Raw genomic sequence first — 14,007 nt, 5'->3', positions numbered from 1 at the left:
GCATAATCGCTTAAAATGTTATCAGGGGGTATATAGTTGAAAATAGGATCAATTAAACAAATTTGTCTTCCAATAATAATTCTTTTCCTGATCTTTTTAGCAGCCTCTCCTGCGACATCGGCCCAACCGCTTGTTGTGGATTATATGGATATTGATGTGGACATCAATAATGGCTATGTCATCACTACCGTGGAGGAGAAGCTAACCAACCAGATGGATGATGCTGTATTTGATGACTTCAGTATCTTCTTGCCGGAAGAGGCATTCATATCTGGTTTTTCGATTATTATCGATGGAGAGGAGTATAAATCATCTGTACTTCCGAAAGAGGAAGCATCAGAGAAGTTTGAGGAAGCCACATCTGAAGGAAAGACAGCAGGATTGCTTGAAACCGAAGACAGAAACCGCTTCGCCTATGCACTGAGCTTTGAACCTCATCAGAGCATTGTAGTCAGGTTGACCTATGAACAGGCCCTGAAAAAAGCTCTGGGGGAATATGAGTACACGCAATTCCTGCGTAGTGATCATGATGTAAACAATCTTTCTGTTAATATTAGCATCAGTTCTGTGAACAAGATCCTCAGTCTGGATACACCTGGGTTTACTGGAGCAAATGTAGAATATCTCTCTATCACTGACGGACAGGTAACATATAATGCAGATTCTCTTCCAGATTCAGACCTCACGGTTGTTTTTACAACCAATAATCCTCCTTTGACTGGAGATATACTCTTTTACGAGATAGATGACCAGGGTTACATGATGCATGTATTCTCCCCTACCGAAGAGGATCTTGGTACAACGGCACTGAGTAAGGACATCATTTTTGTGATCGATAAGTCCGGATCCATGCGTGGTGTAAAAATAGATCAGGTCAAGAGGGTATTCACAAATATCATATATGGACTGCCTTCAAACGACCGTTTCAATGTGATCTTTTTTGATGGTTATGTGCACACATATTCAAATCAGCTCATGCAGGTAAATTCATCAACAAAAAAGAAATCCATCGAATTTGTGAATGAATTAGATGCAGATGGTAGCACAAATATTAATGATGCCCTTGTCACTGCGCTTAGAATGTTCGAAAACGAAAGCGAAAACGTTCCTATCATTGTGTTCCTCACCGACGGGGAACCTACTGCAGGTGTTACTTCGCCTTATATGATCCGTGAAAATATCAAGGAGACAAACACAGCAGAGGTATCGATATTTACTATCGCTTTCGGTATTGATCAGGAAAGCTACTATGATTTCCTTAAGGGAATGAGTCTGGAGAATTACGGAAAAGCAGAGCGTTTCTACCTTGCAGATGATTCAGAAGAAGGTATCGGTGATTTCTATCAAACGATTTCCACCCCGCTAATCACGGATATGAAGTTCACCTACAGTGGACAGGTATTGGAGAAGAATGGGAAGTCCAGCTATAATGGACAGGTCTCGGAGATCGTGAATACTGGTAAGAATAATCTTTTTGCCGGATCGGATGCCATTGTGTTGGGCAAATACAGACCCGGAACACATACAGTAACCTCAATGGTCGAAGCAACCACTCGTACAGGTAAACAGGACTTCACCGGTCAGGTTACAGTAATCTCAAAAGAAGAAAATGCTTTCATTCCAAGGCTATGGGCATACACAACCATCAATGACCTGATGAACAGAATCGAGGTGGAAGGTGAGACCGAAGAACTGGTTTCCTCTGTTACCGACCTATCGCTGGAATTCGGATTTGTGACACCTTACACCTCGCTATTTGTGGAGATCCCGGATGCAACCACCACGGATGAAGTGGAAAAAATGGTTTCTGATGAAATGGAACCGGTTGATGAGGCATGTGTTGAAGCAGAAATTCCAACTGAAGAAGTAGACTCTGAAGCTGCAGAAGAAGCATTACCTGGATTCGAGATTATCTATTCCATTGTAGGAATGATGGCAGTAGCGTGTTTGTTGTTGCGAAGACGGAATTAAGTTAAAGGTATCAAATTGAAGTTAGTTCCTGATTGCAGGGACTTACTCTTTTTTTCCTTTCTTTTTTAATTTTAATAACTGCGTTAAAGAGATACGTACCACTCTTTATTTAGTTTCAAAGTAATTCTAATTAGAGGGATTATGTGGATACATATACAATCGTAGAGGTTATCTTAAGAACAATTGCTAACTTTTTCACGATCGTAGGAACGATCTTAATAACGTATGGTGGCTTGAGATCAACCTATAAAGTGTTCATGCTTGAGATCTTTAAGAGACCTTATGAATATAGTGGTATCCGAAGAGATCTAACTGATAAAATAATATTCGGGCTCGAGTTTTACATAGCAGCCGATATTCTTGGGACAGTACTAGCTCCCACAACTGAAGAACTTATACTTTTGGGTGCAGTTGTAGGTATCAGGACTGTTCTGGGATATTTCCTAGGTAAAGAAGCAAAAGAGTATCAGCTAGATTGAATCAATAAGATGATCCAAAAGCAATGATGTGGCTTTATCGACCATTGAATTCATAAGGAGCACATATATTTATTTTGACTGTTCAAGTGATTCATTATGCAAGAAAGCGACCTTTCAATGAAAGAGATCGATGATCTGGGTTACTATGATTTCATGAGCCAACTTGGGGTGCCGTATTTTCATGTTGGTGGCTTGACATCAACGAAACGATTGGCTGAACTGTGCCAGGTCAACAAGGACAGCAAGGTAATAGTGGTCGGATGTGGCACAGGGTTCAGTGCGTGTTTTGTGGCTCAAAGCTTTGGTTGTTCTGTTGTTGGTGTCGATATTGCAGAGGTATCCATAAGGAAGGCAAAGGAGAGAGCAAAAGCGGCAGACCTCATGGATAAAGTGGAATTCCGCATAGGTGATGCCTACGATCTGCCCTTTGAGCCTGATACTTTTGATGTGGTGATCACTGAGTTCGTGTCACAGTTCCTGGATACGAACAGGGCATTCAGGGAATTCGTACGCGTGTTGAAGCCCGGAGGCATGGTGGGAATCAATGAGATGTACAGGGATGCGAATATCCCTCCAGCCGCAGAGGAAGAGATCATGGAGGCTGAACGCATCTTTGGTGAGATCACGCAGTTGCCTTTTTCACTTCCTTCCCCTGAGAATTGGGAACAGTGGCTTCAAAAAGCGGGATTGAGCGATATTCACGTGTACAAAAATAAAGTCTCTGTGAGTGAAAAGGATCTAAAACTGATGAGCAGATCAATGGGCGGTTTCGGAAAATTTGCCCGGCTGTTCATGAGCTTGATGATAGGAATGACCAGATATACATTATCAAGTAAGAAGATCAGGAGCAGGTTTCGACAGCTTAGTAAGGGTAAAAGGATCCTGATAAGGAATAGGTCCACTTCGAAGTATGTTGGTTATGTTCTTGGTGTTGGCAGGAAAGTCTGAAGTTCCAATATTTAGCATTCTGCTTAATTGCTAAGATCCCCGGAACCACTGAGTTCTGACATATTTTCCTCAAGCCCCGCAAGTTCCTTTATCGTCTTTGCCAGACATGCGACCAGCCATCTTTTCAGAAGTGTTTTTTTACCCAGCGTCCTTCCAGGTTCGTTAATCTCGCCCTGTAGCCACGCAGTCAGATGTGTAAAATACTGCAAGGCTATCTTTTGATGTTCCTCATCAGACGAATCACAGTCCTCGAAGTCCGGTGATGGGCTTAATTCTCCTATGGCTCCGATCGTCTTTTTGATATTTTCAGGGAATGCATAATGGCAGATGTCGGTGCGATCTATCTGGTAAATGAGATCTTCGAACTCTTCGGCTAATGTGTTTCGTTCAGTTTCGAAATTCCACAGGAGTCTGTCCAGAAGTGCTGAAACGAGTGCCTCTTTGTGTTTGTCTCCCTCACCCAGTGAGTTGTGCACTTCCTCGAACAACTTTCCGGGAATGCCTCTCGGATCCTTCTCCTGTGACTCTTCTCCTCGAAACCATGTTTGCAGTACCCAGATATACTCCTGCCCTTTCCGATTTCTGCCGGTCTTGTCAGCTTGTCAGGCATTTTCTCCGTATTTTGGATGTGCCTTGCCGATTGAATCAGGATCAAGATTGACTTTCAGCCTCCCAATGGATTCAATTATCCACAGGATATGGCGCCCAAATTTGAAATGACATATCTCCAGTCGGGTGATCAGGTTGCGGATGTCTTCTGCTACCTGCGGAAGGGTGCCGATGTGCTACTCCAGCCGGTAGATTTCCAGTATTTCTGAGTCCGGTTGCTCAATTCCGATATTTGCCCACGGCTCCAGCGAGATGTCTTCCGGATTTGTGGTATTTGATGAATTCATCATCAACTTCTTATTTCCCGGTAAATTCCCGGTATTTTCTGGCACTTTGTGTCATTCCTTTGTACTTTTTCTTCTCGAGTCTTTTTAGGCCAAGCTCGGCTTTTTCGGACTGGAAGGCAAGTTCATCGGTCAATTTGTGATAACTGTCCAACCTTTCCGGTGTGATGAGTCCTTGCTATACTGCATTCCGGACAGCACAATGAGGTTCATCATGATGTGTGCAATCCTTGAACCTGCAATTGTGAGCCAGATCTGTAATATCCGAAAATGTTCTTTCAATTCCGTCAGAACTGTCCCCAAGCTGGATCTCCCGGATTCCAGGATTGTCAATGAAGATCCCGCCGTTTGGAAGAAGGAACAATTGCCTTACTGTGGTTATGTGTCTCCCCTTATCATCATCTTCCCGGACACCCATGGTCTTCTGGATAGTTTCACCAAAAAAAGCGTTGATAAGTGTGGATTTACCAACTCCGGATGAACCGATAAGTGCTACCGTTTCATCAGGATTGATATAAGGAAGAAGTGCATCCAGTCCGTTCTTTGAAAGGGCGCTGATAGCAATAACAGGGACATCGCCTGCAATGTCCTGTGTTTCTTTTATCAGCTGTGCCAGATCATCAACAAGATCGATCTTATTTACCAGAATAACGGGCTTTGCGCCGGATGAATAAACAATAGTGAGATACCTTTCAAGTCTTCGCAGGTTGAGATCCTTGCCGACTGCTGTAACAATGAAAATAGTATCAATATTTGCAGCGATAACCTGTTCTTCACTGCTATCTCCCGGAGAACCTCTTGCAAGACAGGTCTTTCGGGGAAGGATATCCACGATCGTATATGAGTTCAGTTCAGCCTGGTCCAGCAGAACAACAAAATCCCCGACAACCGGCTGTTTACCGATCCGGCGCATAGCACCTGAGATCGCTGCCTGGATCATAGCACCTGAAATGAGAATATCGCAGACAGTCTTATGCTGAGCTGCAACTCTTCCGGCTATGTACGGGCCTTTGTAAGCAGAAAATGCATATTCAAGCATGTCATCCCAGCCGGGAATCGAATCAGAAAGATCAGGATAGGATTTTTCAGGCATTTTGAATTCCGATCGTTCGTCCATTAGAAGTAATTATAATTTAATCATGAATAGGTCTTTTGATTGTGTTTGGACGTGCTACTGCTTTTTGTCAGTTTCATGGCCTTTATATTCATCTGTATCTGGATTTTTGGTATCATAAACTAATTGTAGCTATACGTTAATTACTTTTTATGGAAAAGTTCAGGGGCGTGGTTGTACAAACTATTAAAAAGTGGAACGCTGACGACGGAATATCTTTCAGTGCAGCTCTCTCATTCTATTTAATACTCAGTCTTCCTTCCTTGCTTTTGTTTTCATTATCCATTGGTGGAATGTTCCTGAAAGTGGAACGACTTCAAGCAACAATTATCGAGTATATTTCACCTTTTGCAGATAAAGAAATCATAAACTCATTGAACCTGCTTTTTCAGCAATTACCTGAAACAAGTTCCCTTACCTTTGGATTGATGATCAGTTTCTTACTTTTCCTTTGGAGTGCCGGCAACATCTTTTTGCATTTCCAGAAAACGATCAATAAGATGTGGGGAGTTTTAGAGTATAAAAAAGGATTTGTTCGAAGAATTTTTAATAAACGTATTTCTTCATTTGTTGCGGTTTTTATATTTAGCTTGTTACTGATCATGAGCATTCTTGCCGAGATATTTTTAGTAGTAATCTCAAAAATACTTACGACCATTATTCCATTTTCTCTGGATATTATCCAATATGCTTCTTCTATCGCAAACGTCTTCGTACTTACAGTCCTTTTTATCTATCTTTACAAGACGCTTCCTGAAAAGAAGATCGACATTAAGTATATTGCTATAGGTTCATTTCTTACTGTTTTTTTCATTACCATTGGCAAATATCTTTTTAGCTTATATCTTTCATATAGCAATTTAACAACGGTCTATACACAAATTGGGGCTTTTCTTGCGATTTTTTTGTGGTTGTATTATTCTTCTATTATCGTAACACTAATGGCCGAATTTATCAAAATCTATTCAGATATTGAACACCAGATTGTTGGGGATAAATGATACTTTTGTACCTTGTCCAATTATGTATTCAATAATAATTGGGCTATAGCCATACACCTTCACCCCCTGATCAACTGAGTTCAAAATGTCACATGTTATTCCTCTAAAGAACCTGCACAGAACACCTAAATAAATTGGATGGATATCTACATGAAGAATGTTTTACAAAATAGGGATTGAATTTCCCGGGTTTTTGTAAAGAGATTGAATATGCATATACCCTTCATGTGGCAAAAACGAAGATGTTAATATGCTAATATAATGTGGTGTGATCGGTTTGAGATATAATGTAGTTCTGGGCGTACTGGGTTCTATCCTCTGGCTGCTTGCCGCATTTATGGTTGTTCCATTGTTTGTAGCTTTTTATTATGATGAACCGCTTTTTACTTTTGGTTTCCCTCTGATCATCACAGTACTTGTTGCTTTCGTTTTTTCATTGTTCTTCACAAAAGTAGAAGAGGAATGGAATATGAAGGAAGGTTTTTTTATTGTGGCATCGGGCTGGCTTATTGCTGCAATTATCTATTCATTACCCTATATGCTTGAAGGCGTACCTCCGCTAAATGCCTTATTTGAATCCATGTCCGGGGTAACGGCTACCGGGGCCACAGCACTTAGCGATATTGAGAGTCATAGCAGAAGCCTGCTCTTCTGGAGAGGTATGACCCAGTGGCTTGGTGGTATGGGAATTATCATGTTGTTCATTGCTATCCTGCCAAAACTCGGCATTGCAGGCCGCCAGATGTTCCGTGCGGAGGTTCCGGGTCTTCACGAAGAACAACTGCGACCGAGGATCAGGGAGACTGCCAAGATCTTGTGGCTCGTTTACATCACGTTGTCAGTTGCAGAAGTGATCGTCTTGGACCTTGCAGGATTATCCTTTTATGATTCCATCACCCATACATTCACATCCATCTCATGTTCCGGTTTTTCCCCTTATTCAGACAGCATAGCAGCCTTTAATGATCCTCTGGTAGAAGGTATTTTCATAGTTTTCATGTTCCTTGGAGGAGCAAACTTTGCCCTTCATTACAAAACGATATTCTCTGATAGAACGAGCCTGATAAAGGATCAGGAATTCAAGTTCTATTTCTCGATAATTGCGATAGCGACCCTTGTTCTTGCATATATGCTCTTCAGGACCGAGGTTTATTCGCTTGCTGATGCTTTCAGGTACAGCAGTTTCCAGGTCATTTCCATTCTTACGACCACCGGTTATGCAACAGCGGATTTCAATCTCTGGCCGGACTCATCCAGGTTCATCCTCTTCTTGCTGATGTTCATAGGAGGATGTGCAGGTTCCACTTCAGGTGGTGTGAAAGTAGTACGTCTGCTTCTTCTACTAAAATACGCACAGAAAGTACTTTTTAAAGTACTTCATCCAAAAGCTGTCGTACCGGTTCGCTTTAACGGCAAAACAGTACCTGAAGATGTCATACATTCCATCGTTTCCTTTATGGTAATATATTTCATGATCTTCGTTGTCAGCTCGACTATGCTCTCACTGATGGGAATGGATTTCGTCACTTCCCTGAGTGCTTCCATTGCAACCCTTGGCAACGTTGGTCCCGGTCTCGGCCTTGTAGGTCCGATGGCAAGCTTTGATTCCATCCCGGACCTTGGCAAGCTGATCCTCACCGCTAATATGTGGATTGGAAGACTTGAAGTGTTCACAGTCATGGTAATACTGACACCGGCTTTCTGGAGGCGGTGAGAGAAATGGGAGTTGGTGTATCCTGGTAATTTTGATTTGTTTGGATCTTGCCCTCTGCAAAGCAAGATCAAAAATACTAAAAAGAGTTCGTGCTCTGCTCGGACAAAGTCAGAAATTCCCGATGAGTTCTTTTATTGAACCCAAAAACCACTTCAGGCGTGAGTCTTCTTCAGTATTATAGCCACAGAACTTAGCATCATAATAGTGATTGATATATTTCTCTACTGAATCCTTGAATTTCTTGATCTCTTCATCAGTAAGGGGAATGCATGAAATACAGAAATCCTCTTTTTGAATGGGGTGCCCTCCGTATTCCTCTAACAGGCACACAGCGTCAGTTCCAATAAAACTATTGTCCACTAAACAATATCCTGAAAGTTCTCCAAATATTCTCTTTAGTTTTTTACAATTATAGACACGAAGAGAGTCCTGGAAGTCATCATAAATGAGAGTAATGTTTTGTAAGTCAGCATCCTGTTCGTCATCAAAGAAACGCCAATTGCTTCCTGCTTTTTCACACCTGCCACCTTCTATGACCTGAGGTGCATAACAGCTAAGCTCTTCAGGAGAAATTACGAGTTTGTCGCCCTTTTTAGCAAAAAAGCCTTCTTTGGTAATGTAGTTGTCTGAACTGGCAACGTACTTTCCGATCACTACTATTTCATTTTCAGGCGTACCTTTATTTTCAGACATACTATTATTTATATGGGGTATATAATAGTATATACCTTTTGGTTTTAGTGATATCAATTCTCTTCAGGAACGAGTGCAGGCTTGAGATTAGTATATTACTTTTCATAGCATTCCAAAGTCATATCTGCAACCTTGCCTTTTTGACCACAACTTCTGCTAAGACCTGTGAAGGATCTATCAATGGAACAGGTACTTCCTCTTTAATTGAAATCAATGAAAGTTCAGTGCAACCAAGTATTATGCCTTCTGCACCCTCTTTGATCAGCACTTCAATTACTTCTAAAATATCGTTCCTTGCACTTCCCTCTATATATCCTGCTTTTATCCCTTCCTCTCCATAAATTGAATTCATGACTTTTTCCTGTAATTCTTCATCTGGAGTTATTATTTCGATCCAATCCTATACTTTTAGATCTAAATCCAGTACAAAGTACCTTTTAGATGTGAACCATATCCAGATACATTAGTTTTATCAGGGCTTATCCATCACTTTTATATTATTCCATTCAAGCGAAACTTCAGGATAGGAATGAATGTATTTATGGCAATGTGTCCCCTCATCATAGAGATACGTCTGTATGCTGACCTTACGATCTTCTTTTTTAGAGCAGCATTCGGAAATACTTCTTCAGGAACTTTTTCAGGCCAATGGGAGAGCACCTTCTATCCTCCATTTTCGATTTATTTTCCATTCAGGAGCACAGTTGCACCGAATAGTAATGCGGTCGCTATAAATATCGTCTCGATATCAAAAAACCCTGTGAACGCTCCTGCTATCAGGGGCATCAATGCCAGTCCGGCATAGATGCAGGTATTGTAAATGCCCATTGCCATTCCATGATCGATCTTCATGGTCGTGATAGCCAGTGGAAGTCCAAGCAGCATGATCCCTGATCCAAGACCTATTACAGTAAATCCTGCCATAGGGAAATATATGGTTGCAAGGATTCCTAATGTTGTTATAAAGATCCCTTTTTTTATCAGCTCATCGTAGCTAAAATTAAAACGTGCTATTGTGATCGATGAGATCATGGTAGATAGATATAATAGTGAGATGGCTATCCCCAGTTCGGTCTTTGTCAGAAAGTCGCTGCTATACTCCGGATAAAGGGATACGAGCACACCACTTGATCCTGCAAGCAGGAACGAAATGGTCCATATACTGAGTGAACTCTTGCTTGTAACGAATGAGAGATAGGATCTTGCTGACATTGAGCCCGTTCCTGGTACATTTCCTTTATCCTGTTTTCCGGTAGGGCAGACCATATGATAGAATGCGAAAACGAGGGTAAAGGCGGTTAGTATAACAAATAAGTATATTCCATATTTGATGCTGATATCCGCAAGATAGCCAGTGAGTGCGACACCGGCAGCAAGCCCTCCATTGATCAGAAAGTTGAATTCTCCTATGTATCGCATCTTTTTTGTGAACAGTGCTAACCTTGAAAATGCAGCAGGGAAGAACGCACCGCATGATGCTCCCTCAATAAAGCGTGCCAGCACGAGGACCATGAAATCATCTGTGACGGCTATAGCAATTCCTGATGTGAATGAAAGTATCAATCCAAGTACTACAAATTTCATGCTGCAAAATCTGTCACTGAGAATGCCGAATGGGAGCAGGGTGAAAAGTGCACCCAGGAAGAAAGATGAATATAACAGGCTTGTTGAGGTAACAGCTGTTGTCTGTCCGGTGGCAGCAAGCTCAGGCAGTATAGGTACAACTGCATTTGAAAGTCCCATTATTACAAAAGCGGAAGAATAAAGTAAGAACCTTTCATGATCCATGATAGTGTCTGTTATTCCTCTGGAAGTTAGATAAGCTTTTACATCCTGACAAGGATTTTAAAAGAGCGATATTTCTGGTCAGGCTCCCGGCCGGATACGCATATAGCATCAACTAAGACCGTATAGCAATTCATTTTTTCATTAGAATGCCAATTGAATTCTTTTTAGCGTAAGATGTCATATCTTTTGTTGAAAACATATGATTTAATTATGGAGACCATGCCATTTTTGTGCTTAATTATATAATCTCCGGCTTTTCCCTTCAGAGTTCCTTTAGGAGTTCTTACGCTAAAATCAGTGTCCATGCGCAATGCATGACCTATTGGTGTCTGTATTTTCTGCCCATTTGTAGACAGGTTTCCATACAGACTTTCCTTTAACTGATCCACTTTGGATTCTCCCATAAATAAGGGGAGATTTTTAGAATATAAACTTAACTAGGTATTTGTTTATATTTATAAATATATATTTACAATTGCATTTATTATTTATGAAAATTATTTATTCGATCCTGATAATCTTTGAGAAAACTACAAATGAGAAAAATATGAACATCACGCTTATCGGAATGTCAGGTGTGGGCAAGACCACAATTGGGAAGTTACTTTCAAAGAAACTGGGTTATGGTTTTGTTGATGTCGACGATCTCATTAAGAAAAGGATAGGTATGAGCCTGCAATCATTCATTGATAATTCTGGAGATGCTGCCTTTCTTGAATTGGAGGAACAAGTTGTTCTTGATCTTGAACCATTGGAAAGTTGCATCATTGCAACAGGAGGTAGTATGATCTATTCTGAAGTTGCCATGGAGCATCTGAGGTCTATCTCAACTGTTGTTTATCTGGATGCTCCGTTTGGATGGATAGCTCGCAGGATAGATCCATCTAAAAGAGGAGTTGTGGGCTTAAAGGATAAAAGCCTGAAAGAGCTTTATCATGAGCGTAAGGTGCTATATGAAAAATACCTGGACGTCCACATCAAAATAGAAAAGGGTGAAAGAAAAAGTGCCATTGCAGATAGGATCATTGCTATCTGCTTCAAGAAAAATGGCAGTTGATCTGCTTACTCATTCTTTACGTTGAACATTAGTTCGTAAGTGCCTGTATAGGTGCAGGTATTCTTCCACCGCGCCCTATAAATTCCTCTGAACTGAATTCAGAGACGGCCATAACAGGTGCGCGTCCCAGAAGTCCACCGTACTCCACGTTGTCACCAACCTTTTTTCCTGGTGCAGGTATCAGGCGCACAGCAGTTGTCTTCTTGTTGATCATGCCGATGGCCATCTCGTCTGCAATGATGGCAGAGATCGTGGATGCCGTTGTATCACCGGGAATGGCTATCATATCCAGTCCTACAGAGCAAACACTTGTCATAGCTTCGAGTTTTTCAAGGCTCAACGCACCGATCTCAACGGCATGTATCATGCCAGCATCTTCGCTTACAGGAATGAATGCACCGCTTAAGCCTCCGACATAGGAGGATGCCATTGATCCACCTTTTTTCACGGCGTCATTGAGAAGTGCAAGAGCTGCTGTGGTTCCATGGGTCCCGCAGTTCTGCAGCCCCATTGCTTCAAGGATAGCAGCTACACTGTCACCGATCTCAGGTGTTGGTGCCAGGGACAGGTCCACAACGCCGAACTCAACATTGAGGCGACGGGAAACTTCCCTTCCGACCATCTCCCCCATCCTTGTGATCTTAAAAGCTGTTTTCTTGATCGCTTCTGATATTTCCCCAAGGTCAGGATCCTTAAGTTCCCTGATGGTGGAGTTCACGACTCCCGGACCGCTGACACCGACGTTGATCACACAATCAGGTTCACCTATGCCGTGGAATGCGCCAGCCATGAACGGATTATCTTCCGGGACATTGGCAAAGACAACGAGTTTTGCACATCCTATTCCATCATCATCCTTTGTTGCTTCAGCAGTCTTTTTGATGATATTTCCCATCATTGCCACCGCGTCCATATTGATGCCTGCTTTTGTGGTAGCTACGTTGATGGATGAACAGACCTTCTTTGTACTTGCAAGTGCCTGCGGAAGGGAATTGATAAGTTTTATGTCTCCGGGAGTTGCTCCTTTATGCACAAGAGCAGTGAAACCGCCAATAAAATCAATTCCCACATCTTCTGCTGCACGATCAAGTGTCTTTGCAATGGACACATAATCATCCGTATCACAGCTTTCGGCAACGATAGCTATCGGGGTTACAGCTATGCGCTTATTGATGATGGGGATGCCATAGAGATTCTGTATCTCTTCTGTAGTCCTGACAAGATTCTTTGCATAACTGGTGATCTTCTCATAGATCCTTTCATTGAGCACATCGATATCATTGTGACAGCAACCACGAAGGTTGATACCCATTGTAACGGTCCTGATATCGAGGTTCTCCGCTTTGATCATCTGGATGGTTTCCAGTATCTCTTCTGGATGGACAAGCATGAGATATCCTCCTTTTAGATCCTGTGCATGAAGCGGAATGCATCTTCGTGCTGGACACGTACTTCCACCCCAAGTTTTTCTCCTTCATCAGACATTGCTTTCTGGAATGCTTTGAGATCGAAGTTCTCATCTTTCACACCTGCCAGCATTATCATGGTGAACAGGTCTTCCATAATGGTCTGGCTGATGTCAACGATGTTTACATTGAAATCTGCCATCACCTTTGTGATATTAGCAACAATACCTATCTTGTCGATACCGATAACAGTGATTATGAAGCGGGTTGAGGTCATTTCTCTATCCTTCTTTAAATGATTAGTTGAATGTGATGCTGAGCTATACTATGTGATGGATTATAGCTCTTTACCTTCTGTAAAGAAAATAGTCCGGGAAAACAAAAATATCAAATTGATCCAGGGATTCAAATTGAAATGTGAATAAGTGTGAAGAAAAAGGTGAATATTGCGGAAAATACCGCATATCCACAAAAGCACATTATTGCCCTGTCATGCCGAAGTTCATCACTTCGCCATTCTCATCGGTAATGGTCATAGCCCCATCGATGATCGTCATTTTTGATATGACATTTCCAGATGCATCATAACTGGTCCAGATGACCATGTCCCCTTCTTCTGACCACAGGTATTCCATTTTTACAATATCTTCAACAACAGGATCTATCTCGACTACTGCTTTGCACAATGTTACTCCGTCAATTACCTCAGTTCCGACGATCTCCATTGACATGCTTTCACCGGTTTGTGGGTTCACTGCATCCCAAGTAGATCCTACAGGACACCACTGTCCTTCAGCATCTTCCGGTGTTGTGAGAGTAACTTCCACATCATCGTCAGTGTAGGTCGTTGTCTCAGCATCATTGCCAGCACATCCTGCAGCTACCATAGTGATAGCGATCAATAATATCAACCACATTTTGTTCATGATAAGTCCTCATAAAA

The 14,007-nt window shown here is 41.8% G+C and carries 17 protein-coding genes; 6 read left to right on the top strand and 11 right to left on the bottom strand.

Annotation, left to right across the window (positions count from 1 at the left end):
- Positions 1-36 precede the first annotated feature (36 nt).
- The 3 genes from E7X56_RS03165 (at position 37) to E7X56_RS03155 (ending at position 3,398) form a co-directional block, all read left to right on the top strand.
- Positions 37-1,971: a VIT domain-containing protein gene (locus E7X56_RS03165; RefSeq protein ID WP_135604769.1), complete on the top strand. Its 1,935-nt coding sequence runs from the start codon at positions 37-39 to the stop codon at positions 1,969-1,971.
- 143 nt (positions 1,972-2,114) lie between these two features.
- Positions 2,115-2,450: a DUF1622 domain-containing protein gene (locus E7X56_RS03160; protein WP_135604766.1), complete on the top strand. Its 336-nt coding sequence runs from the start codon at positions 2,115-2,117 to the stop codon at positions 2,448-2,450.
- Between the two features lie 96 nt (positions 2,451-2,546).
- The gene (locus E7X56_RS03155) at positions 2,547-3,398 is read left to right on the top strand and encodes a class I SAM-dependent methyltransferase (RefSeq protein ID WP_135604764.1); all 852 of its coding nucleotides are present in this window, start codon (positions 2,547-2,549) and stop codon (positions 3,396-3,398) included.
- Between the two features lie 23 nt (positions 3,399-3,421).
- Here the strand turns inward: E7X56_RS03155 and E7X56_RS03150 are convergent, their stop codons facing one another.
- From E7X56_RS03150 to rsgA, 3 genes are all read right to left on the bottom strand, one after another.
- Positions 3,422-3,886, bottom strand: a complete 465-nt coding sequence (locus tag E7X56_RS03150) for a hypothetical protein (protein ID WP_135604762.1) — start codon at positions 3,884-3,886, stop codon at positions 3,422-3,424.
- Between the two features lie 418 nt (positions 3,887-4,304).
- Positions 4,305-4,445 (bottom strand): hypothetical protein, encoded by a 141-nt coding sequence (locus E7X56_RS12030; RefSeq protein WP_244603381.1) that lies wholly within the window; start codon positions 4,443-4,445, stop codon positions 4,305-4,307.
- 24 nt (positions 4,446-4,469) lie between these two features.
- Positions 4,470-5,408 carry a ribosome small subunit-dependent GTPase A gene (gene rsgA / locus E7X56_RS03145; RefSeq protein ID WP_244603380.1) on the bottom strand — a complete coding sequence of 313 codons (939 nt, stop codon included), beginning with the start codon at positions 5,406-5,408 and terminating at the stop codon, positions 4,470-4,472.
- Between the two features lie 149 nt (positions 5,409-5,557).
- Here rsgA and E7X56_RS03140 point away from each other — a divergent pair, with 149 nt between their 5' ends.
- Complete coding sequence (locus E7X56_RS03140; protein ID WP_135604760.1) at positions 5,558-6,406, top strand: YihY/virulence factor BrkB family protein; 849 nt, start codon at positions 5,558-5,560, stop codon at positions 6,404-6,406.
- A 277-nt stretch (positions 6,407-6,683) separates the two neighbouring features.
- Positions 6,684-8,120, top strand: a complete 1,437-nt coding sequence (locus E7X56_RS03135; protein ID WP_135604758.1) for a TrkH family potassium uptake protein — start codon at positions 6,684-6,686, stop codon at positions 8,118-8,120.
- A 108-nt stretch (positions 8,121-8,228) separates the two neighbouring features.
- Here E7X56_RS03135 and E7X56_RS03130 read toward each other — a convergent pair whose 3' ends face one another.
- From E7X56_RS03130 to E7X56_RS03115, 5 genes are all read right to left on the bottom strand, one after another.
- Positions 8,229-8,813, bottom strand: coding sequence for a hypothetical protein (locus E7X56_RS03130; protein WP_135604756.1), 585 nt, complete (start codon positions 8,811-8,813; stop codon positions 8,229-8,231).
- A 118-nt stretch (positions 8,814-8,931) separates the two neighbouring features.
- A complete protein-coding gene (locus E7X56_RS03125) occupies positions 8,932-9,198 on the bottom strand; it encodes an aspartate/glutamate racemase family protein (protein WP_256360042.1) in 267 nt (88 codons plus the stop codon).
- A gap of 107 nt (positions 9,199-9,305) precedes the next feature.
- Positions 9,306-9,473 (bottom strand): hypothetical protein, encoded by a 168-nt coding sequence (locus tag E7X56_RS11705; RefSeq protein ID WP_167879430.1) that lies wholly within the window; start codon positions 9,471-9,473, stop codon positions 9,306-9,308.
- 21 nt (positions 9,474-9,494) lie between these two features.
- A complete protein-coding gene (locus E7X56_RS03120) occupies positions 9,495-10,601 on the bottom strand; it encodes an MFS transporter (RefSeq protein WP_135604753.1) in 1,107 nt (368 codons plus the stop codon).
- 164 nt (positions 10,602-10,765) lie between these two features.
- Positions 10,766-11,005, bottom strand: a complete 240-nt coding sequence (locus E7X56_RS03115; RefSeq protein WP_135604751.1) for a hypothetical protein — start codon at positions 11,003-11,005, stop codon at positions 10,766-10,768.
- A gap of 86 nt (positions 11,006-11,091) precedes the next feature.
- Between E7X56_RS03115 and E7X56_RS03110 the strand changes: the two genes are divergently transcribed.
- Positions 11,092-11,658: a shikimate kinase gene (locus tag E7X56_RS03110; protein ID WP_244603379.1), complete on the top strand. Its 567-nt coding sequence runs from the start codon at positions 11,092-11,094 to the stop codon at positions 11,656-11,658.
- Between the two features lie 28 nt (positions 11,659-11,686).
- Here E7X56_RS03110 and E7X56_RS03105 read toward each other — a convergent pair whose 3' ends face one another.
- From E7X56_RS03105 to E7X56_RS03095, 3 genes are all read right to left on the bottom strand, one after another.
- Positions 11,687-13,048 (bottom strand): PFL family protein, encoded by a 1,362-nt coding sequence (locus E7X56_RS03105; RefSeq protein ID WP_135604749.1) that lies wholly within the window; start codon positions 13,046-13,048, stop codon positions 11,687-11,689.
- Between the two features lie 14 nt (positions 13,049-13,062).
- Complete coding sequence (locus tag E7X56_RS03100; RefSeq protein ID WP_135604747.1) at positions 13,063-13,341, bottom strand: ACT domain-containing protein; 279 nt, start codon at positions 13,339-13,341, stop codon at positions 13,063-13,065.
- Between the two features lie 202 nt (positions 13,342-13,543).
- Positions 13,544-13,990: a hypothetical protein gene (locus tag E7X56_RS03095; RefSeq protein WP_244603378.1), complete on the bottom strand. Its 447-nt coding sequence runs from the start codon at positions 13,988-13,990 to the stop codon at positions 13,544-13,546.
- Positions 13,991-14,007: the final 17 nt, after the last annotated feature.

This window comes from Methanococcoides sp. NM1, assembly GCF_900774285.1.
Taxonomy (GTDB): Archaea; Halobacteriota; Methanosarcinia; order Methanosarcinales; family Methanosarcinaceae; genus Methanococcoides; species Methanococcoides vulcani.
This window is presented reverse-complemented; position numbering and strand designations above follow the sequence as displayed.